The organism is Stenotrophomonas sp. 93052_Sma (assembly GCF_056481145.1).
In genome coordinates this window covers 2708078-2730011 of sequence record NZ_CM151134.1, presented here as the reverse complement: position 1 = coordinate 2730011, position 21934 = coordinate 2708078, and the positions used below count along the sequence as shown (strand labels likewise).

Below are 21934 nucleotides of genomic sequence, written 5' to 3'. Positions count from 1 at the left end.
AGATGACAGCCCGGACGCGTTCGGTCCCGTGCACCCGCCAGCGCGGCATGGCGGTGATCGTCGCCCTGCTGGTGGTGGCATTGGTGGCGGTGATTGCCACTGCACTGCTGACCCGGCAGTCGGCACAGCTGCGTGCGCTGCGTGGCGACCAGCTGCGTGCGCAGGTGCGCATGGCGGTCGATGCCACCCTGGAGCGCGCGGCGCAGCAGCTGCGTGACGATGTAAAGGAGCAGTTGACCACGGTGCGCAGCGGCCGTTGGGCGCGTCCACTGACGCTGCAGGCGCCGCTGCCGGTGCAGTTGCAGCTGGTCGATGCACAGTCCATGTTCAACCTGCGCAACCTGCTGGCCTATGGCAAGCCGGACCCGGAGGCACGGCGCGCGTTCATCGCGCTGTGTGCCGGGCAGGGCCTGGGGCAGGGTGCCTGTGCATCTGCTGCCGATCACATCCAGGCGAGGCTGCGTGATGGCGACCTGCAGGCGCAGGCGCCGTTGCCGCGTGAATCGCTGATCGAGCAGGCCTTGGCGGGCGCCGACCCAGTGGCGGTGCAGGCACTGGCACGGCGCACCGTGGTGCTGCCGGCCCAGACCCTGGTCAATGCCAACACCAGTGACATCAGCGTGTTGCAGGCGGTCACTCCCGGCGTGGAGCCGGGGCGCCTGCAGGCGCTGCTCGGTGAGCGCGACGGTGGCCATTGGCTGCTCAACCGCGGTGATATCGCCAATCGACTGCAACTGAGCAGCGCGCAGATGGCCGTGGTGCCGCTTGGCATTCATAGCGAGTGGTTCCTTGCCGTCGGCCAGGTACAGGCCGATGGCAATGCGGTCGACTTCCGGGCCCTGATCTGGCGCGAGTACCGCGATGACAGTGTGCGCGTGCAGCGTGTGTGGACGAGGATTGGAGCATGAGCGTGCAGCTGAGGGTGCGCCTGCCGGCGCTGGAACACCTGCGCGCCGACAGTACGGTCGAGTGGGCGCAGATGCACAAGGGTGGGGTGCTGGCCCATGGCCGCGAGGGCTTGGCCGTGCTCGGGCAACGTCATCCGCAGGCCGAGGTGCTGGCCTGTCTCGATCCGCAGGACCTGATCCTGCTGGAACTGCAGCTGCCGCCGCTGTCGGGCCGCAGGCTGCAGGCCGCATTGCAGGGCGAAGTAGAGGCGATGCTGCTGGATGACCTGCAGGAGGTGGCGCTGGCGCACGGTGCACAGGCGGCTGACGGTACCGTTCCGGTGGCCTGGCTCGGCCAGCAGGCGGTCCTGCAGGCGCAGCAGCTGCTGGCCTCGTGCGCACTGCAGCTGCAGGCGCTGTATCCGACGCCGCTGCTGCTGCCGTGGCAGGACGGACAGGCCACGCTGCAGGTCAGCGGCGAGCACCTGCTGGTGCGCAGCGGGCGCGATCGTGGGTTCGTCCAATGGTATGGCGGACGTGACGCGTGTGCCGTGATGCAAGCCCTGGCCGTGCGCCTGCAGCAGGCCGGCGTGCAGGCCGTGCAATGGATCGACAGCGTGCCGTCGGCGTGGCCGGAGAACCTGCCGGCCACCGTGGTCGCGCATGAACGGCAGGCCAGCGGACCCGTGCCAGCGTGGTCGTTGCCACTGCCGGGTCGCAGCAGGCAGGCACCACGCGTGGCGATCGGCCTCGCATTGGCGGCGGTGTTGCTGGCTGCGCTTGGGCTGCAGCTGCAGGTCTCGCGCTGGCGCAGCGAGGGCGAGGCGTTGCAGCAGGACATGGCGCGGCAGTTCAGCTCGCACTTTCCGGAGATCACCGATGTGGTGGACCCGGTGCTGCAGGCGCCGGCGCGCGCTGGCCGTGCCTTTGCCGGCGCCGCCGTTGCCACCGGTGCAGCGGCAGGTCGCAACGACGCTGCAGGCGATTCCGGAGTTGGGCGGCCAGGTGCGCGGCCTGCGCTATCAACCCGGCCAGCTGGAACTGGAGCTGGACGCCGATATGCAGGCAGCAGCCGATGACGCACAGCGGCTGGAGCGGTGGCAGCAGGCGGCGCAGGCGCAGGGCCTGCAGCTGGCGCGCGAGGCCGGTGGACGCCTGCGCGTGAGCGGGGGCGGACAGTGACCGCCAGAGCCGTGCGCCTGGGCGAGGGTCTGGCCGGTCTGCAGCAGCGCTGGCAGCACCTGCCGCCGCGCGACCGCTGGATGCTGGGGGTGATGGTGCTGGCGCTGCTGGCAGCGGGGCTGTGGTCATTCTGGCTGGAGCCGCTGCTGAAACAGCGTGCGCACTGGCAGGCTGAGCTGCCGCGGCTGCAGGCGCAGGCGCGCACTGGCGCCGCTGCTGCGTGCACGCGAACGCCAGCAGCAGGTGCAGGGGCAGCGCCCGACGCTGGCCGCGCTGCGTAATGGAATCAAGTCCGCCGGCCTCGCCGATGGACTGCATGTCGAAGCACGCGACGGGCGTTGGCACCTGCAGGTGCAGGCCGTACCTGCTGACGCACTGTGGAACTGGCTGCTGCCCGTGCTGGCCGATCCGGCCATCGAACTGCAGCAGCTGCAACTGACACGCACAGGGGATGCGAACATGCCGGCGGCACGGATATCCGGAAACATCGTGATGGCACTCACTGCGGGTGGCCATTCATGAGGGCGATGCGCAGCCTTGCCTGCAGCACTGTACTGGCCCTGATCGTGGGTGGCGCTCAGGTTGTTGCACCGGCACAGGCGCAGGACGCCCCCGATGAACCGGTGCAGCTGAACCTGGTGGATACCGATATCGGCGGCGTGCTGCGCATGGCGGCACGGTTCACCGGCCGCCAGTTCCTGGTCGACCCGCGGGTGACCGGCAAGATGACGGTGGTTTCCGATGGCCCGGTCAGCCGTACCCAGGCCTACCAGTTGCTGCTGGGCGCGCTGCGCATGCGTGGCTTCGCGGTGGTCGAGAACGGCGGCGTCAGCCGGGTGGTGCCGCAGGTCGAGGCCAAGCTGTTGGGAGGGCGCGTCGGCACCGGTGGTGCAGGGGGCGAGGTCGCCACGCGTACCTTCGCGCTGCGCTACGAGAACGCGGCTGCGCTGGTGGCGGTGCTGCGGCCGATGATCAGCCCGGACAATCCGATCACCGCCAACCCGGGCAACAACACCCTGGTGATCACTGACTATGCCGACAACCTGGAGCGCATCGCGCGGGTGATCGCCAGCGTCGATACACCGGCCGGTATGGACACCGATGTGGTGAAGCTGCAACAGGGCATTGCCGTTGACGTAGCGGCGATGGTCGCGCCGTTGCTGGATGCGCAGGGCGCCGAGCCCAGCCAGAAGGTGGTGGTGATGGCCGACCCCCGCAGCAACAGCGTGCTGCTGCGCTCCAGCAGCCCAGGCCGCACCCGTCTGGCGCGGCAGCTGGTGGAGAAGCTGGACCGCGCCCAGGACGAGTCCGGCAACCTGCATGTGGTCTACCTGCGCAATGCCCAGGCCAACCAGCTCGCCGGTGTGCTGCGCGGCGTGGTGGCCGGGCAGAGCGATGCACCGGCAATGGGCAGCAACGAAGGCATCACGCCACTGCCCGGCGATGCAAACCGTTCCACACCCGCGCAGCCGTCGCAGCCACAGCAGGCCAAGACCGGTGGCAATGCGCTGGAATCGCAGCGGCTGGACCCGAACCGCCGCGACCCGATCGACGCCGGAAGCACGGGCTTCAGCCAGAACGGCATTTCGGTGCAGGCCGACGTGGCCACCAACACGCTGCTGATCTCGGCGCCGGAGCCGGTCTACCGCAACCTTCGGCGGGTGATCGACCAGCTCGACCAGCGCCGTGCACAGGTGCTGGTGGAAAGCCTCATCGTGGAGGTCAACCAGACCGACGCGGCCGAACTGGGCGTGCAGTGGATGCTGGGCAATGGCCGCACCTTCGGCGGCACCCATTTCGGTGGTGTCACCGGCGGCAGCGGCCTGAACACCGCCGCGCGCACCACCCTGGACGTGCTGCCCAAGGACGGTCTGAAGATCGGGGTGATCGACGGCACCATCAATCTGCCCGGTGTCGGCCAGATCCTCAACATGAAGGCGCTGGCCAACGCACTGCAGAGCAAGGGTGGTGCCAACATCCTGTCCACGCCGAACCTGATGACGCTGGACAACGAGGCGGCCAGCATCATGGTCGGCCAGACCGTGCCGTTCGTCAGCGGTCGCTACGTGACTGACGGTGGCGGCGGCAGCAACAACCCGTTCCAGACCATCGTGCGCGAGGATGTGGGCCTGAAGCTGCGGGTCCGCCCGCAGATTTCCGAGGGCGGCACGGTGAAGCTGGACATCTACCAGGAAGTCAGCAGCATCGACGCGCAGAGCGCGAACAGCACGGCCGGCATCATCACCAACAAGCGAGCGCTGGATACCAGCGTGCTGCTGGACGATGGCCAGATCATGGTGCTGGGTGGCCTGCTGGAGGACAACGTCAGCCACGGTCGTGACGCGGTGCCGGGGCTGGGAAAGATCCCGGTGCTGGGGGCGCTGTTCCGCAGTGATACGCGCAAGCGCTCCAAGACCAACCTGATGGTGTTCCTGCGGCCGCACGTGGTGCGCGACCCCGCCGCTGGCCAGCGCCTGACCCGCGACCGCTACGACTACATGCGCAACGCGCAGGCCGGCGCGCAACCGGTGCAGAGCTGGGCCTTGCCGGCGCTGTCGGCACCGCAACTGCCGCCGCAGGACCTGTCCGTACTCGGCCAGGGCAATGCGCGCGATGGCCAGGGCCAGCCGCTGCAGAACAGCAGCCTGGCGGCGCTTTACCCGTCCGGTGACGGCGATGCGCAGCTGGTGCAGTTCGCGCAGGGGTTGGACCCCGCGCGTGCCAGCCAGGGCGTGGCGCAGGTGCGGGCACTGGGCCTGCAGGCCTATGCCGAAGCGACGCCGGGTGAGAGCGGGCAACGCCTGCGGGTGCGATTGCCGCGCGACCCGGCGACGCTGGATCCGGCGCTGCAGCAGCTGCGCGGGCTGGGCTACACGCCGGAACTGGTGATCGGGCCGTGAGCACCGCCGCGCCACTGCCGTACGCCTGGGTGCGCAGCCACGGCGTGATGCTGTCCGAAGTTGGCGGCGAGTCGGTGCTGCTGGGTACCGCCGAAACCGCGGCGTGGGCCGTGGCCGAACTGCGCCGACGGCATGGTCCGCTGCCGTTCCAGGCTATGGATGCCGCGACCTGGCAGCAGCGGCTGGGTGAGCAGTACCGTGACGGCGGCGATGCCGCTGCCGTGGTCGGTGCCGCTGAAAGCGAAGTCGATCTGGACCGGCTGATGCAGGACATGCCGGAAGTCACCGACCTGCTGGACGCGCAGGACGATGCGCCGGTGATCCGCATGATCAACGCGCTGCTGGCACAGGCCGCACGCGATGGCGCCAGCGACCTGCACATCGAGCCATTCGAGACCCACTCGGTGGTGCGCTACCGGGTGGACGGCACCCTGCGCGACATGGTGCAGCCGCGGCGCGCACTGCACGCGGCGCTGGTGTCGCGCATCAAGATCATGGCGCACCTGGACATCGCCGAGAAGCGCCTGCCGCAGGACGGGCGCATCGCGATCCGCGTGGGTGGGCGTCCGCTGGATATCCGTGTCTCCACGGTGCCGACCGGGCATGGCGAGCGCGCCGTGCTGCGACTGCTGGAAAAGGATGCCGGCCGCCTGCAGCTGCAGCGCCTGGGCATGGCCGATGACACACTGGCCACGTTCACCGGATTGATCCGGCAGCCGCATGGCATCGTGCTGGTCACCGGGCCGACCGGCAGCGGCAAGACCACTTCGCTGTACGCCGCGCTGGGCCAGCTCGACAGCAGCACCAGCAACATCCTCACCGTGGAAGACCCGGTGGAGTACGACTTCGCCGGCATCGGCCAGATCCAGGTCAACGCGCGTATCGGCATGAGCTTCGGCACGGCGCTGCGCGCGATTCTGCGCCAGGACCCGGACACCATCATGATCGGTGAGATCCGCGACCTGGAAACCGCACAGATTGCGGTGCAGTCGTCGCTGACCGGCCATGGCGTGCTGGCGTCCCTGCACACCAACGACGCGATCTCGGCGGTGACCCGCCTGGCCGACATGGGCGTGGAACCGTTCCTGCTGGCCTCGTCGCTGCGCGGTGTGCTGGCGCAGCGGTTGGTGCGGCGGCTCTGCACGCAATGCAGGCGTGCCGAGGTGGACGGCGAGGGCCGTACCGTGTGGCGAGCGGTGGGCTGCGCGGCCTGTGCCAACAGCGGCTACCGGGGACGCACCGGCATCCATGAGCTGTTCGTGGTCGACGACCGCGTGCGTGCGTTGATCCATGAAGGGCAGGGTGAACCTGCGCTGCGCGAGGCTGCGCGGCGTGCCGGCATGCGGACCTTGCGCCAGGACGGCCAGCGTTGGGTCGACAGCGGGGTGACCACGCTGGAAGAGATCCTGCGCGTCACCGGCGACGACTGAGGCCTGCATGGCACTGTTCGACTACCAGGCTGCCAACGCGCAGGGCCGCATCGAGAAGGGTCAGCTGGACGCCGACAGCCCGCGCGGCGCACGCCAGCTGCTGCGCGGTCGCGGGCTGACACCCGTGCAGGTCAGCGCGGCGCGCGGTGCGGGCAGTGGCTGGGGCGCCCGCCGGCTGTCTGCCAGCGAGCTGGCCTGGGCCACGCGCCAGCTGGCCAGCCTGCTGGCCGCGAGCCTGCCGTTGGAAGCCGCATTGACTGCGGTGATCGAACAGGCCGAGCGCCCGCATGTGGCCCAGGCACTCACCGCCGTACGCGCCGACGTGCGTGCCGGCCAGCGCCTGACCGTTGCGCTGGCCGCGCGGCCGCGCGATTTCCCGCCGATCTATCGGGCGCTGGTGGGCGCAGGTGAAGACTCCGGTGACCTGGCGCGGGTGATGGAGCGCCTTGCCGACTACATCGAAGAACGCAACGCGCTGCAGGCCAAAGTACTGACCGCCTTCATCTACCCAGCGGCAATCAGCCTGGTGTCGGTGGCGATCGTGATCTTCCTGCTCAGCTACGTAGTGCCGCAGGTGGTGACCGCGTTCGTGCAGGCGCGGCAGACGCTGCCGATGCTGACCCAGGTGATGCTGGCGGCCAGCGCGTTCGTGCGCGGCTGGGGCGTGTGGGTGGGGCTCGGCATCGCTGCGTTGGTGGTGGCATGGCGGTTGGCTCTGCGCAAGCCCGAGCTGCGCCTGCGCTGGGACGCGATGCTGCTGCGGGTGCCGATGGTCGGTCGTTTCGTACTGGGTGTGAACAGTGCGCGCTTTGCCTCGACCCTGGCGATCCTGCTGGATGCCGGCGTGCCGCTGCTGCGTGCACTGGAAGCGGCGCGGCAGACGCTTGGCAATGCGCTGCTGGCGCGTTGCGCTGATGACGTGTCCGCGCGTACGCGAAGGTGCCGCGCTTGGCTCTGCGCTGAAGGTGCAGAAGGTGTATCCGCCGATCCTGGTGCACCTGGTGGCCAGCGGCGAGAAGACCGGCGCATTGGCACCACTGCTGGATCGCGCGGCACAGACGATCTCGCGCGAGATCGAGCGCCGCGCGATGGCACTGACCGCGTTGCTGGAGCCGACCATGATACTGGTGATGGGCGGCGTGGTGCTGACCATCGTGCTGGCCGTGCTGATGCCGATCATGGAAATGAACCAGCTGGTGCAGTGATGCGCAACGGACATCACGGGTAGCGCCGCGCCATGCCCGGCGAGCGCGCAGCGCGGCACGCTTCCGATTCTCCACACAATCCTCCACACCTTTTTTCGATCTTCCACAGGTTTCTTAAGCGGCCTGTCATCGGCGCGGACCAGCATGGACACGTCGCCGCAGAGTGGGCTGGGAGGCCCTCGGCGGCAGCAGGCGTGTAGTGACCGTTCCTCCCTTGGTGTTTCCCTTCGCAGTAAACCCTTCAGGAGAAGATCATGAACAAGTACAAGACCCTGGCCGCGCTGGTTGCCACCGCGCTGCTCGCTACCGTTGGCGCCGCCTCGGCGCAGACCGTTACCGGCGGCGGCGCTTCGCTGCCGGCCGACCTCTACAAGGGTTCGTCCGACAGCATCCTGCCGGCGAACTTCACCTACGCCGTGACCGGTTCGGGCACCGGCAAGAAGGCCTTCCTGGAAAACAACTCGCTGCTGTTCTCGACCACCGGCACCGTGCACTTCGCCGGCAGTGATTCGGTGCTGAGCAGCACCGAGCTGAGCACCTACACCACCAACTTCAACCAGCCGACCAACGCCAACCGCTACGGCGCGCTGATCCAGGTGCCGTCGGTGGCCACGTCGGTCACCATCCCGTTCAACAAGGCCGGTTCGGCGGTGGACCTGAGCGTGGCGCAGATCTGCGGCGTGTTCTCGGGTGCGATCAGCGACTGGTCGACCATCGATTCCAACCGCAGCGGTCCGATCCAGGTGGTGTACCGCCCGGAAAGCAGCGGTACCAGCGAAATGTTCAGCCGCTTCCTGACCGCCGCCTGTGCCGCTGAGAACGCTGAAACCTCGAAGCTGGTGGGTGGCAAGTTCGCCATCAAGTCGACTTTCGCCGACCTGTACAAGCGCGATGACAACGGCGCCCTGCCGGCGTTCCTGGTGGCCGCCCCGGCCACCGGTGGCACCTCGCTGTACAACGCTGTCTACGCTGCTGAAGGCCGTATCGGCTACGTCGGCCCGGACGTGATCCCGAGCCTGACCGATGCGACCAAGGTCGCCAAGGTCAAGGGCTTCTCGCCGGACCAGGTGAGCGTGCAGGCTACCCTGGACACCGTCGCTCCGCCGACCGGCGCCGCTGCTGAGGACCCCGCCAACTGGGTGCCGGTGTTCGGCAACCCGTCGGCCGGCTATCCGATCGCCGGCTACACCAACCTGGTGATCGGCCAGTGCTACAAGGATTCGAGCGTCGCCACCAGCCTGCGCGGCTTCCTGGCCCGCCACTATCCGGCGACCTACACCGTCGCTTATGAGAAGTCGATCACCGACCACGGCTTCATCCCGCTGACCAAGGCCTGGCGCGATGCTATCCGCAACCGCTTCGTGCTGGCCAGCAGCGCTGCCGGCCTGAACAACCCCAGCACCTGCTCGGGCATCGGTCGTCCGCTGTAATCCGCAGCACTGGTTGAGTCCTGCTTGACCCGACGCCGGCCTTCTGGGCCGGCGTCGCCATTTCCGCGACGGTGCCGCCGCTGCAGCGTTTCGCTGTCGGCTTCGTGTCACGTGAACCGTCTATCTGTGGCAGGGCATGCGTTGCGCGTGCCTCCCCGATCGTCGCCGCAGCCGCGGCCCACCAGGTTGATGAGGTTCCGATGTCGCACCCGCTCCCGTCCGCTGTTCATCCGGCCGCGCCGATGCGCCGCAATCATCCGATGGCGTGGGCCATCGCGGTCGCCCTGGGCAGCATGGTGGCCCCGGCCAGCCAGGCGCAGCAGGCATTCAGTCCGGGCTGGTTCGCCGACCGCGGCGCGGCCCAGGGCAGCGCGGCACAGAGTGGCCGCATGCCCAACGGCGTGCCGATCCAGTTCCAGTTGCCGGCCCAGCAGCAGGATGCAGCACGGCAGAAGCTGCAGCAGTCGATCGACAATCTCGGCACCGCAGCGCAGGCGATTGCCCTGCAGCAGCGCTTGCAGGAACAGGCGCGGCAGGCGCGCCGCGAGGCTGGCTTCATCGTTGCCGATGGCCTCGGCAAGGACGGCCTGAGCGTCGACCAGAACCCGCTGACCCGTGGCTGGCTCAACGCGCGCGACGCGGTCCAGTCGCAGGGCAGCGACGGGCGGGTGCAGGTCACGGTCGAGCAGACCGCGGACAAGGCGATCCTGAACTGGGAGACCTTCAACATCGGCGGTAACACCACGCTGAACTTCCTGCAGAACCCTGACTGGGCCGTGCTGAACCGGGTCAATGACCCGGGTGCGCGGCCCAGCCAGATCCTGGGGCAGCTCAACGCCAATGGCACGGTGTTCGTGGCCAACCGCAATGGCGTGGTGTTCGGCAACAACAGCCAGGTCAATGTACGTAACCTGCTGGCAGCCGCAGCACGGATCAGCGATGCGCAGTTCCGCGACAACGGCCTGTACAGCCCCGACGCCAGCAGCAGCGCGCTCAGCGATGCATTCGGCAAGGTGATGGTGGAGCAGGGCGCCCGCATCGCGACCCATGAGCCGACCAGTGCGACGCGCGGCGGTGGTTACGTGCTGCTGGCCGGGCACAGCGTGGAGAATGCAGGACATATCGAGGCGCGCAAGGGCCAGGTGCAGCTCGCTGCCGGTGACAGTTTCGTGATCCGGCGCGGCGTGGGTACGGCGACCAATACCAGCTCCACCACCCGCGGCAATGAAATCGCGCCGCGCTTCATCGCTGGCAGCACGGCTGGCAGCGTGCGCAACACCGGCCTGCTGCGCGCCCGCGAGGGTGACGTGACCCTGGCCGGGCGCAGCGTCGAGCAGGCCGGTGTGGCCGTGGCCAGCACCACGCTTGCGCAACGCGGCACCGTGCATCTTCTGGCTTCGGCCAGTGATGCCGGCAGCAGCGTCACGCTTGCCGATGGAGCCACCACGGCGGTGCTGATCGAGGACGATGGCAAGGCCACGGTGCTGGATACGCAGCGCGACAGCCTCATCAAGGAATCGGCAGAGCAGGACGCGATCCGCGCCGGCGCGCTCGGCAACCTTCGACAATCTGTCCCAGCACAATGATCGCCGGGACCAGTCGCGGGTGGAGATCGTCTCGGGTGGCAACATCCATTTCAGTGCGGATTCGCTGACGGTTGCCACGGGCGGCCAGATCATTGCCGATGCGGCGGCCCGCAGCTACGTAGACGACGCGGCACGCGTGGATGTTTCCGGTGCAGTGGGCGTACAGGTGTCGATGGAGAGCAACAATGTCCAGGTCAAGGTCCAAGGCAACGAACTGCGCGATGCCCTGGACAACCGCGACAGCGGCAAGCTGACCAGCAGCGAGGTCTGGGTCGACCGCCGCCGGCTGGTCCACGTTCCGGCCGGTACCGGGGGCTACGAGGGTGAGCGCTGGTACGCGGCGGGTGGCCTGCTGGAAGTGGGCGGCTACCTCGACAACCAGGGGCACTCGATCGGCGAATGGGCCGCGCAGGGAGGCACCGTCCTGCTGGGCGGCAGGGAAGTGATCACGCATGGCGGCTCACGCATCAACCTTGCCGGTGGCAGTCTGGATGTGCAGAGCGGCGTGATCCGGCAGAGCTGGGTGCGCGGCGTCGATGGCCAAGTCTACCGCCTCGATGATGCGCCGGCGGAGATGCTGTTCGATGGGTTGTACAGCGGCCATGAAGTAAAGCAGGAGCGCTGGGGCATCACCGAGACCTTCCGTGATCCGATCGTATTCGCGGCGCAGCGTGTCGATAACGGGTACACGGTCGGCCGCGACGCAGGACGCCTGATCGTCTCCGCACCGACCGCGGTGCTGGATGGGCAGGTTGAGACTGCCACCTTCCAGGGCGCGCAGCAGAACCGCAGGCCGGATTCCGCGCTGGAGGGTTATGCGCAGGCGCAGACGGCGGCCGCACGCAACGCGCAGCTGTACCTGGGGCGCTACGACGGCCAGGGCCGCAGCGGTGTGTTCGGCTCGGAGGTGCGCCTGGATGACAAGGCTCCGACGAAGGCGGCGTGGTCGCTGCTGGCGCCGGTCAACGAGGAGCAGCGTGACACAGTGTGGCTGGATACCGCAGAGCTGAGTGCCCAGCAGTGGGGACGGATCGACCTGGCGACCGCCGATCGCATCCGCATCGATGGCAGCCTTCGCCTTCAGGCAGGCGGACAGCTCAATCTGACCGGCAGCGAGGTGGAACTGGCAGGCGACATCGGCATTGCCGGCGGCCAGCTGTCGGCGGGCAACCTGCTGGATGTCCAGGGCCGGCCGACGGCGCTGCTGCACGATGGCCGCGCCCGCACCGCCATTGCCGACGGCACGCGGATCGATCTCTCCGGTGAATGGAGCAATGCGTCACTGGCGATGCCGCTCGACGCCAGCGGTGCATGGACGGATGGCGGTCGCCTGAGCCTGAGCAACAGTCATGACGTGGTCGTGGGCGCCGAGGCATCGGTTGACGTGGAGGCCGGCGCCGCGTTGGACCTGCGCGGCAAGGGCCGCATCGGCAAAGGGGGCAGCGTCAGCCTGCAGGCGAACAGCAGCACGGTTGCGACCGACGGCAGTGGACGGGTGCAGCTGGGCGAGGGGAGCCGGTTCAGTGGCCGAGGACAGGGCAGTGGTTCCTTCTCGCTGGGAACCGGTGGCCACGTTCGGGTGGGCGATGCGGACCCGGCGGGCGCGTCGCTGCGACTGGACCCCGGCCTGTTCGGCAGTGGCTTTGCGCAGTACGACATCAATGGCCACCAGGGCCTGGAGGTGACCGATGGCGCGCAGCTGGTCGCTGCCCTGCCGGGCCTGCAGCTGACCCAGGGCGCTCGGATGGCAACTGATCGGGCGAGCGCGCTGGCGGCGTGGGATGCGCCGCTGTACAGCGCCGATCCGTCGAGCGGGCGCGTCAGCCAGCGCGCAGGCGCGAGCATCAGCCTGCGTTCGGACCGCAACAGCGTGGGCGGTGACCTGCGGGTCGGCACGGATGCACTGGTGGCGGTCGATCCAGGGCAGACGATCTCGCTGCTTGGTGCAGGCAACATCGATGTTGAAGGCACGCTGCGCGCCAAGGGCGGCCGCATCCTGATCGACGATGTGCGACCGGAAAACGCGCTGTACGCCGGGCAGCGCACCGAACGCACCTGGCGTTTCGCCGAAGGCGCGCTGCTGGATGCCGATGCCGACGCGATTTCGCTGCCCGATGCCAGCGGCCGCCTGCGCGGGCAGGTGCGCGCGGGCGGACGCATCGAGATTGGTGGGGCGCTGGACTGGGAGAGCACAGCATTCGTCGACAACCGTCCACCGGAAGCCTTCGTGGTGGTCGAACGCGGTGCGCGCCTGCAGGCGCGGGGCGCGTCGGCCGAACTGGACATCGACGGCCAGGGCCGTGTGCGCGTGGACAGCGACGGCGGGCAGATCGTGCTGCGCTCTGCCAATGCGCTGTACCTGGACGGCGGGATGGACGCGGCCGCCGGTGGTGCCGGCGCACGCGGCGGCACGCTTGGCCTGGCCTTTGGCGGCAGCATCCATGCACGTGGCGCCAGCGATGAGGTACTGCGGGCGCGTGCGATCAGCCTCAGCCAGCACAACGCACCGGCGCAGCCACTGCCGGCCGCATTGGAATATGGCCACGCCGCGTTGTCGGTCGAGCAGCTGCAGGCCGGCGGCTTCGGTAGCCTGTCCGTGTTCGGTGACATCCGCGCCGCCGGCGATGTCGACCTGCGCCTGGCCCAGAGCCTGCGCTTCCACGGCCAGGGAACGTCGAGCCTGGGCATGGCCGTGGATGCCGGACCGTCCTCGGGGCTGCGACTGAGTGCGCCCTACGTCCGCCTGGCGCAGGCACGCTGGCGCCAGCTGCCGGGCGAGAACCTGCTGGTCACGGCCGATGTTGCCTCGGCGGCGCCGGACCAGCATGCGCTGGCGGTGCAGGCCGAGCTGATCGACATCCGCGACGTCACCTGGCTGCCCGGGTTCGAACACGTGGCGCTGGAAAGCCGCAGTGATGTGCGCCTGACCAACAGCATTGCCAGCAATGGCAACACCAGCGCGTTGATGACGGCCGGTTCGATGGATGTGACCGCTGCCCGCCTGTACCCCACCACGGGTGCGGCCGGCACGCTGGTGGCCGGCGCTTCTGCGCAGACCGTGCAGACCGCTGATTACTGGGCTGATCCAGATGCCGTGCTGCGCATCCACGGCATCGGTGCGGGTACGCAGCCGGCGCCGGAATCGGCGCGGGGCACGCTTCGCCTGGTGGCCGCCACGGTGCAGCAGGGCGGCAACGTACAGGTGCCGATGGGCACGCTGCAGCTGGGCGGCCTGATCCAGAACGGAACCGTCGGCAGCCGGGTGGAACTGCTCCCGGGCAGCGTTACCTCCACCAGCGGTGCCGGCCTGTCGCTGCCCTATGGTGGCACCGTCGATGGTGTCGACTGGCGGGTCGGCACGCGCAGCGTGAGTTCGCTGACGCCGGCCGGCATCTCCTCGATGGGGGTGACCCTGAAGGCCAACGAGGTCGAGGTGGCGCCGGGGGCACTGCTGGACATGTCCGGCGGTGGTGAGTTGACGGGTGCGGCCTTCGTGTCCGGGCGCGGCGGCTCTGTCGACGTGCTGCGCACGGCGTTGGCCGACGCCAATCCGCGCTATGAATTCAGTGCGTCGGGCAACCCGGTGTATGCAATCGTGCCGGGACGCGCCGGGACATTCGCCCCCAGCGGCGAGGAAGGATTCGCCGCACCGGGGGTGGGTCAGCAGATCACCGTGCCGGCGGGCGTGCCCGGCCTGGTGGCAGGCACCTACACGCTGATGCCGGCCAGCTATGCGCTGCAGCCCGGTGCCTTCCGGGTGGAGCTGGGCGCCACCGGGGCCTCGGGCATCGCGCAACCCATCGCGACCGGCACCGGCACCTGGCGTGTGTCCGGGCAGCAGCGCGCGGCGCTGGGCGCGGCAATCTCGCCGTTGCTCACCGACATCCTGCTGACCCCCGCCGCGGTGGTACGCCGGCACTCGGGCTACAACGAAACCTCCTACAACAGCTTCGCGCAATCGGTGGCCGACCGCCGCGGCGAGTCGCGCGGCTGGCAGACCATCGATGCGCTCGGGTTGACCCTGGCGCTGGGCGAAGGCGCAGGTCGTGCAGACACGCCTGCCATCCGCTTCGCCGGCACCGCGCGGTTCGGCGCCGCCACCGACAACGGGCGCGGCGGCACGCTGACAGCCACGTTGGCCAGCCCGGCGGTCGGTTCACTGGAGATCGTCGATGGCGGTGCGCAATCGCAGGCGCGTGATCGCGGTGCCACCTTCAGCGACGACGCGCTCAATGCCTTCCTGCCTGTGCGGATGATGATCGGCGGGCAGTTCAACCAGGTGACTTCGCAGGTGGCGGTGACCGGCCAGGCACGCAGCGTGGCGATCCGTTCCGGAGTCACCCTGAACGCACCGGAAGTGCTGGTGGCAGCGGCCTCCGGTGGCAGCGGCGTGCTGGTCGAGGCCGGTGCGACCCTCGATACACTGCCGTTCGCATCCGCCAACGCGGATGCCAGGGCGACGCTGCCTTACCAGGTCTCCGGCGGCCTGCTGGCGGTGTCCAACCAGCGCCTGAACCTGATCACCGGCACCACCGGCGTGGAGGCCGGTCCGGTGGCAATCGACATCGGGGGGTGCCAGACGGCGTGCGACGGCCAGACCCGGCTGGTTTCCGATGGCAGCATCGCGGTAGCGACCGATGGCACGCTGCAGATGCGCGACTCGGCCAGCTATGGCACCCGTCAGCTCGGCCTGAGCATGGCGGCGCTGAACCTCGGCAGTGCCGAAGCGATCGCGCAGGCCGCTGCGGCAGGGGCGCTGCCCAGTGGCATGACCATGAACCAGTCCGTGCTGCAGCAACTGCTGCGCGGCAATGATGCCACCGGCGCGCCGGCGCTGGACACGCTGAGCCTGGTCGCGCGGGATTCTGTCAACGTCTTCGGCAGCGTCGACCTGGATGCGCGCGACAGTGCCACCGGCCGCGGTGGCCTGCAGACGCTGGTACTGGGCGCGCAGGCCATCCATGGCTATGGTGCGGCGAGCGACCGTGCGCGCATCCTGGTGGACACACTGGTCTGGGACGGTTCGCTGGCGGCGACGCAGGGTCCGGGCAGCGATGCGTCGGTGCCGCCGGCCGATCCGATGGTGGACCGGCTCGGCGCCGGGCAGCTGGACATCGTCACCCGCAACCTGCAGCTGGCGCGCCCCGTTCAGCCGTCCCAGCTCCGAGGTGCCTGCCAACCGTCAGGTACTCGGATTCAGTGCGCTGAACCTGAGTGCTTCGGAGCAGCTGTCGTTCTCCGCGCAGGGCACGCTGGACGTGTTCCAGCAGCGCGGCGACTATCTGGCCGACAAGGGCTGGCAGTACAGCGGAGGCAGCCTGGGTATCGATACACCGCTGTTGACCGCCGATCCCGGCGCGCAGCTGCGCGTGCGCACCGGCGGCGACTTCCGCCTGCAGGGGGGCACCGGCAAGGCGGGTGGCGATGCACTGGGCAGTGAGCTGAGCATCGACGCCAACCGGATCACGCTGGACAGCACGATCGCGCTGGCGTCAGGACGGCTGTCTGCGAACGCGCGCGAGGGCATCACGCTTGGCAGCCGGGCGGCGCTGGACCTTGCCGGGCGCAAGGTCTCGCTGTACGACGTGGACAAGTTCAGCTGGGGCGGTGATGTCCTGCTGTCCAGCGACACGGGGGACATCCGCACCGATGCGGCCTCCCGCATCGATGTTTCCGCCCGCAACAACCGCGGCGGGCGCATGACGGTCACCGCAATGGCCGGCCGAGCCGATCTGGCGGGTGATCTGCAGGGCACCGCCAGTGGCCGCTACGATGCCGGTGGCACGCTGGTGCCCTACGACGGTGGTGAACTGGTGGTGCGGGCACGCCAGTTGCAAGACTTCACCGGCCTCAACCAGCGATTGACCGCCGGCGGCGTCGTCGGTGGTCGCAGCTTCCAGATCGGTGAAGGCGATCTGCGGATCGGCGACGAAGTGAAGGCGCGCCGGGTCGACATCAGTGTCGACGCGGGCAGCATGACCGTGGCCGGCCGCATCGATGCCAGCGGCGAGCAGGTCGGCAGCATCCGCCTGTACGCCCGTGATCAGTTGCAGGTGGACGGCACGCTGGACGCGCACGGTACCGGCCTGCGCGTGGACAGCCATGGCAAGATCATCGACAGTCCGAACCGCGCCACCATCACGCTGGGCAGCGCCGAAGGCGCCGTTGGTCTGGGCAGCGCGGCACACCTGGACATGCGTGCAGGCAGCGACGTTGCCCTCGGTGACGGCCCTGGACAGAACGACGGCATGGCGCGGGGCTCGCTGAAGATCGATGTGCCGCGGCTGGGCAGCAACGACGCGGCGATTGCCGCGGCCAGCGGCCTGCGCATCGATGGCGCGGCCGACATCCAGCTCAATGGTGTCCGTCGCTACGACGATGCGCCCCTGGCCACCACCGCTGATGTGCGCGGCAACCGCGCGCAGCTGGTCACCCAGCAGTGGCTGGACCAGGTGGTCGATCCGCACAGCGTGGCCTGGATCGATGGCGCGCTGGGCAATCCGGATCTGCAGCAGCGCACCGCCGCGCTGGGCGACGTCCGCCTGCGTCCCGGCGTGCAGGTGGTGGCGCGGCGCAGCGAGGCCAATCCCGAGGGCGACCTGACCATTGCCGGCGACATCGATCTGTCCGGCTACCGCTACGGGCCCGAAGCCAACCGCGCCGATCCATCGCGGCGTGGCTTCGGTGAATCGGCTTCGCTGGTACTGCGCGCCGAAGGCAACATCAACGTCTATGGCAGCATCAACGATGGTTTCGCACCGCCGCCGTCCACGCCGGACGAGGGCGGTTGGCAGTTGTATGAGGCTCGCAATGGCAGCGCCGGGCACACCCCCTTCGGTGGCGACCTGGTGGTGCCGGTGGACGGAGTGAAGCTGCAGCCCGGCACCGAGTTCCAGGCCGGCACCCGCCTGAACTATGACGTGCCGGTCGAATCGGTAACGCTTCCGGTCGGTACCGTGCTGCCCGCGCCGATGGTGATCTCGCAGACCCTGCGCCTGCCTGCGGGCACGGTGCTGGGTGCGGCGGTGACCACCGACTCCGGGCAGACGCTGGCGGCGGGCACCGTGCTGCAGGAGCCGCTGGTGCTGGCGGCCGGTGCGCGCCTGGGGGCCGGCTTCCGCCTGCGCAGCGCCGTACAGATGGCGGCACAGGAGTGGCCCGCCGGCGCGGTGCTGCCGGTTGCGCTGCGCCTGGCACGCGAAGTCGAGCTCAAGGTGGGCGCCTACATCCCATCGTTGACCAAGGTGGAGCTGCCCGGCAACGGGCCGGTGAATCTGCGGCCGGCCGATGCCAACGGCAACCAGGGGCGCAACTGGGCGCTGGCGCCGATGCTGGCCGAGGGCACCACCTCCTGGGACCTGACCGTGGTTGCCGGTGCCGATTCCGGGGCGGCCGATCCACGCAGCCGGCGCTGGGGCGCCGAAGGCAGCGTGGTGCTGGCCGATACCCACCAGGGCTCGATCGGTACGGTCAAGACCGAAATCATCTGGGTGGGTGATCGTGTGTTGACTGAGCGGGCATCGCTGGACTGGATCGGCGACACCTCCTATGCGGGCCGTCCGATCGCGGAGCTGGCCGACATGTACGGCTTCACCGAAGATGAGTTCTGTGCGATGTCGGCTGACTACTGCGGCCCGGCCCCCCGCCAGGTGGCCGCGCAGGGCTCGCTGGATTACTGGGGCGATGAGTCCTACGTGGGCACCCCTGCGAAGGACTTCGCGGCGATGTTCGGCATGACCGAAGACGAGTTCTGCAGCACCGCACCCAGCTACTGCGCCGGCGGTGGCACGCAGACCGAAGTGACCACCTACGGCAAGCGCGCGGGCACGCCGGCCTGGAGCGTGCTGCGCACCGGCAAGGGGGACCTGGAACTGCTCGCTGCCGGTGATGTCGTGATGAAGTCCGGCTTCGGTGTGTACACGGCGGGCACTCCCACCACGCTGGGCGAGGGCCGCGACGCTGCCTTCAATTCGCCCCGTGCAGCAGCCCCCAGGAACACCGCACTGCTGGGTCCGAACCTGGTGCCGGGCAGCTATGATGCCGCGTTGGCCGCCTACCAGGCCTGGTATCCCGATCATGGCGGCAACCTGCGCGTCGAAGCCGGGCGAGATATCGTCGGTGACGTCTGGACCGGGCGCGCAGAGTCGGGCACCAGCGAGCGTGACTGGGCGCTGTACTCCAGTGCCGCGGTCGGCAATTGGCTGTGGCGGCAGGGAACCGGCAGCACCACCGGCGTGGAGCCGGTGCCGACCAGCTGGTGGGTGAACTTTGGCGCCTACACCAACGTGTCCGCTGCTGCTGGCGCCTCTCCGCGGATGGTCGGCTTCACCGGCTTCGGTACATTGGGCGGCGGCAACTTGACGCTGGAGGCCGGGCGTGACGCCGGCGTGCGCGATGCGATAGGTGACGCGCTGGACTCGACGATCGCACCGCGCTCGGGTGCGATCATCGCGGCGGTGGGATCGACCGGCCGGGTCAGCGATGGCCAGCTGCACCTGACCGGCGGCGGCGACCTGCAACTGCGTATCGGTGGCGCACTGAATCCGAATCTGCGGGCGACGTTCTCCAGCCTCAATGCCTCCAGGGCGGGACAGAATCTCGACCTCAACGGTACCTTCAGCAATCTGCGTGGCAGCCTGCAGCTGGATGCGGGACGCATCGGTGCAATGGGCGTCACCCTGGAAAGCTACGCGACGCTGGGCCAGCTGCGTGCGGCCGATCTGTTCGCCGCCGACGCCGCTCGCCCGATGGGCGGGCCGGTGCTGGTGCTGGGCGATGCGGTCGCGCAGCTGCAGGCGCGGGGTGACGTCGTGCTCGGCGGCGTCGCCGATGCCGGTCGGGTTCCACCGGCCAACTACAGCGCGGTGGTGCAGGACAACGGCAGCCGCGCTGCGGGCAGCACCTGGTTCTCCCTGTGGACCGACACGACCGCCGTGGACCTGTTCAGTGCCGGTGGCGACCTGGCGCCGGGCCTGGCCGGGCCGGATAACGTGACCGGCAGCAATCTGTGGCCCGAGCAGGTTGCGCTGGCACCGGGCAGCCGGGAGGAGCTGCTGAACTACTGGCTCTATCCTTCGCGCTTCAGCGCCGTTGCTGCGCAGGGCGACGTCAAGCTGGACCGGATCAGCACCACGCCGGGGACGCAGGATGTGATCCTGCTGGCACCCTCGGCGACAGGACGGCTGGACGTCCTGGCCGGTGGCGGCATCTTCGCCCAGCGTGGCGCGACCCAGATCGCGCGCTCCGCCAGCGACGCGCGCCTGCCGGGACCCTTCGACCCTGCATTCATGGCCGAGCAGGGGGATTCCAGCGGCAATGTGACCCGCTCGCGTCACAACCTGTCGGTCGACGGCAACATTGCATCGCCGCAGGCGTCGCTTCCGCTGTTTGCGTTCGGTCCGAATACTCCGCTGTCCACCGTGTCTGCGGCCCTGGCGCCGAGCCGCTTCTACGCGGTGCAGGGCGACATCATCGGTCTGGCCACCGGCGCCCAACGCACGCTGACTCCCAACGGGGGGCAGCGCACGCAGCTGAACTGGTTCGAGGCCGCCGGCGCCGTGCAACTGCGGGCAGGCCGGGACATCCTCGGGGTGTCGATGACCGCGCTGAACACCGCGCCCACCGACTTCACGGTGGTGGCGGCGGGCCGCGACATCGTGCATCTGAACGCGACCATCGCCGGCCCCGGCAACACCGAGATCAATGCCGGCCGCCAGCTGCGCCAGGAGGATGCGGGCAGCATCGTCAGCCTCGGTGGCATCGTGCAGGGCGATAACCGTCCCGGCGCCAGCATCGCGCTGATGGCCGGCAACCAGCAGATCGATTTCGCGGCCCTGCGTGCCCGCTATCTGGATCCTGCGAATCTGGCCGATCCCGCGCAATCGCTCGCGTCGCAGCCGGGCAAGGCCGTCAAGGTCTACAACCAGGAGCTGAAGCAGTGGCTGCAGCAGCGCTTCGGCGTGGCTGCCGACGGCGACGGGGCGCTGGCTGCATTCGACGCACTGCCGCAGGAACAGCAGCGCATCTTCCTGCGTCAGGTGTACTACGCCGAACTGCGCGAAGGTGGGCGTGAGTACACCGATGCAGAAGGGCCCCGCTTCGGCTCCTACCTGCGCGGGCGCGAAGCCATCGCCACGCTGATGCCGGACAGGAATGCGGCCGGTGCGACGATCGACCGTACCGGCGATATCGTGATGTACGGCGGTTCCGGCGTGCGCACCGAGGCGGGCGGCAACATCGAACTGATGGCACCGGGCGGACAGATCGTGGTCGGCGTACAGGGCGTGGTGCCGCCTGCCAGCGCCGGCCTCGTCACCCAGGGGCAGGGCGATATCCGCCTGTTCAGCCAGGACAGCGTGCTGCTGGGCCTGTCGCGGGTGATGACCACGTTTGGCGGCGACATCCTGGCCTGGTCGGAGCAGGGTGACATCAATGCCGGTCGCGGTTCGCAGACGACGCTGCTGTACACGCCACCGCGTCGCCTCTATGACGGCTGGGGCAATGTGATCCTGTCGCCGCAGGCTCCCGCCAGTGGCGCAGGCATTGCGACCTTGAACCCCATCGCCGAAGTGCCGCCGGGCGACGTCGACCTGATCGCGCCGCTGGGCACCATCGATGCGGGCGAGGCCGGTATCCGCGTCTCGGGCAACATCAATCTGGCGGCGCTGCAGGTGCTCAACGCCGCCAATATCCAGGTACAGGGCGAGAGCAAGGGCCTGCCGGTGCTGGCCACGGTGAACGTCAATGCGCTGGCCTCGGCCAGTGCGGCGGCGAACAGTGCCAGCCAGGCCGCACAGGATGTGATGCGCAAGAGCCAGGACGATGCACGGCGCAACCAGCCATCGGTGATCAGCGTGCAGATTCTGGGCTTTGGCAGTGGTACAAGCAGTATCGCTCCGCCTGCGCGTGGCACGACCGCCGGCAGTGGCTACGACACCAACAGCGCCTTCCAGTTCCCGCAGGCCAGCCGGGACGAGGGCACCGAGCGCCGCTAGGCATCCACGCCCCGGCAGGTGCCGACCTTGGTCGGCACGCATTGCCCGGTGCAGCGCATCGGGCTGCAGCATCGGGCCAGCCGCCACGGAACGGTGGCGGCCCCAGCCAGGACGGCACGGAGGGCAGGGAGCGGCCATCAGCGGTGAGGACCACCGACACAGCGCCGTCGGGTGCAGGAGAGCACCCGGCGGCAGGAGGGCAGGGAATCCATGCCATGCCTGGAGCAGTCTCTGCAGTAGATCCTCGCCCTGCGTGGATGGCGGGGCTGGCGCAGTGCCGACCAACGGTCGGCACCCACCAGAGCAGCCTCAGCAGTAGA

General features: G+C 69.1%; 6 protein-coding genes and 3 pseudogenes. All 9 read left to right on the top strand.

Going from position 1 to position 21934, the window contains the following annotated elements; all coding sequences use genetic code 11:
* Positions 1-2: 2 nt before the first annotated feature.
* The 9 genes and pseudogenes from gspK to ACZK2V_RS12695 all read left to right on the top strand — a co-directional run bounded on the left by gspK (position 3) and on the right by ACZK2V_RS12695 (position 21614).
* Positions 3-908: a type II secretion system minor pseudopilin GspK gene (gene gspK, locus ACZK2V_RS12735; protein WP_154352691.1), complete on the top strand. Its 906-nt coding sequence runs from the start codon at positions 3-5 to the stop codon at positions 906-908.
* Positions 905-2069: pseudogene (gene gspL / locus ACZK2V_RS12730) on the top strand (type II secretion system protein GspL). Before gspK ends, gspL begins: the two are co-directional and overlap by 4 nt.
* Positions 2066-2350 (top strand): type II secretion system protein GspM, encoded by a 285-nt coding sequence (gene gspM, locus ACZK2V_RS12725; protein ID WP_486322430.1) that lies wholly within the window; start codon positions 2066-2068, stop codon positions 2348-2350. The pseudogene gspL and the gene gspM overlap by 4 nt, the downstream one beginning before the upstream one ends.
* The gene (locus ACZK2V_RS12720; protein ID WP_486322429.1) at positions 2313-2591 is read left to right on the top strand and encodes a hypothetical protein; all 279 of its coding nucleotides are present in this window, start codon (positions 2313-2315) and stop codon (positions 2589-2591) included. The genes gspM and ACZK2V_RS12720 overlap by 38 nt, the downstream gene beginning before the upstream one ends.
* A complete protein-coding gene (gene gspD / locus ACZK2V_RS12715; RefSeq protein WP_486322428.1) occupies positions 2588-4969 on the top strand; it encodes a type II secretion system secretin GspD in 2382 nt (793 codons plus the stop codon). The genes ACZK2V_RS12720 and gspD overlap by 4 nt, the downstream gene beginning before the upstream one ends.
* Positions 4966-6399 (top strand): type II secretion system ATPase GspE, encoded by a 1434-nt coding sequence (gspE, locus tag ACZK2V_RS12710; RefSeq protein ID WP_486322427.1) that lies wholly within the window; start codon positions 4966-4968, stop codon positions 6397-6399. The genes gspD and gspE overlap by 4 nt, the downstream gene beginning before the upstream one ends.
* Before the next feature lie 7 nt (positions 6400-6406).
* Positions 6407-7604: pseudogene (gene gspF / locus ACZK2V_RS12705) on the top strand (type II secretion system inner membrane protein GspF).
* Positions 7605-7858: 254 nt separating this feature from the next.
* A complete protein-coding gene (locus ACZK2V_RS12700) occupies positions 7859-9034 on the top strand; it encodes a substrate-binding domain-containing protein (RefSeq protein ID WP_049422989.1) in 1176 nt (391 codons plus the stop codon).
* 200 nt (positions 9035-9234) lie between these two features.
* Positions 9235-21614, top strand: a pseudogene (locus ACZK2V_RS12695) (filamentous haemagglutinin family protein).
* Positions 21615-21934 lie beyond the last annotated feature (320 nt).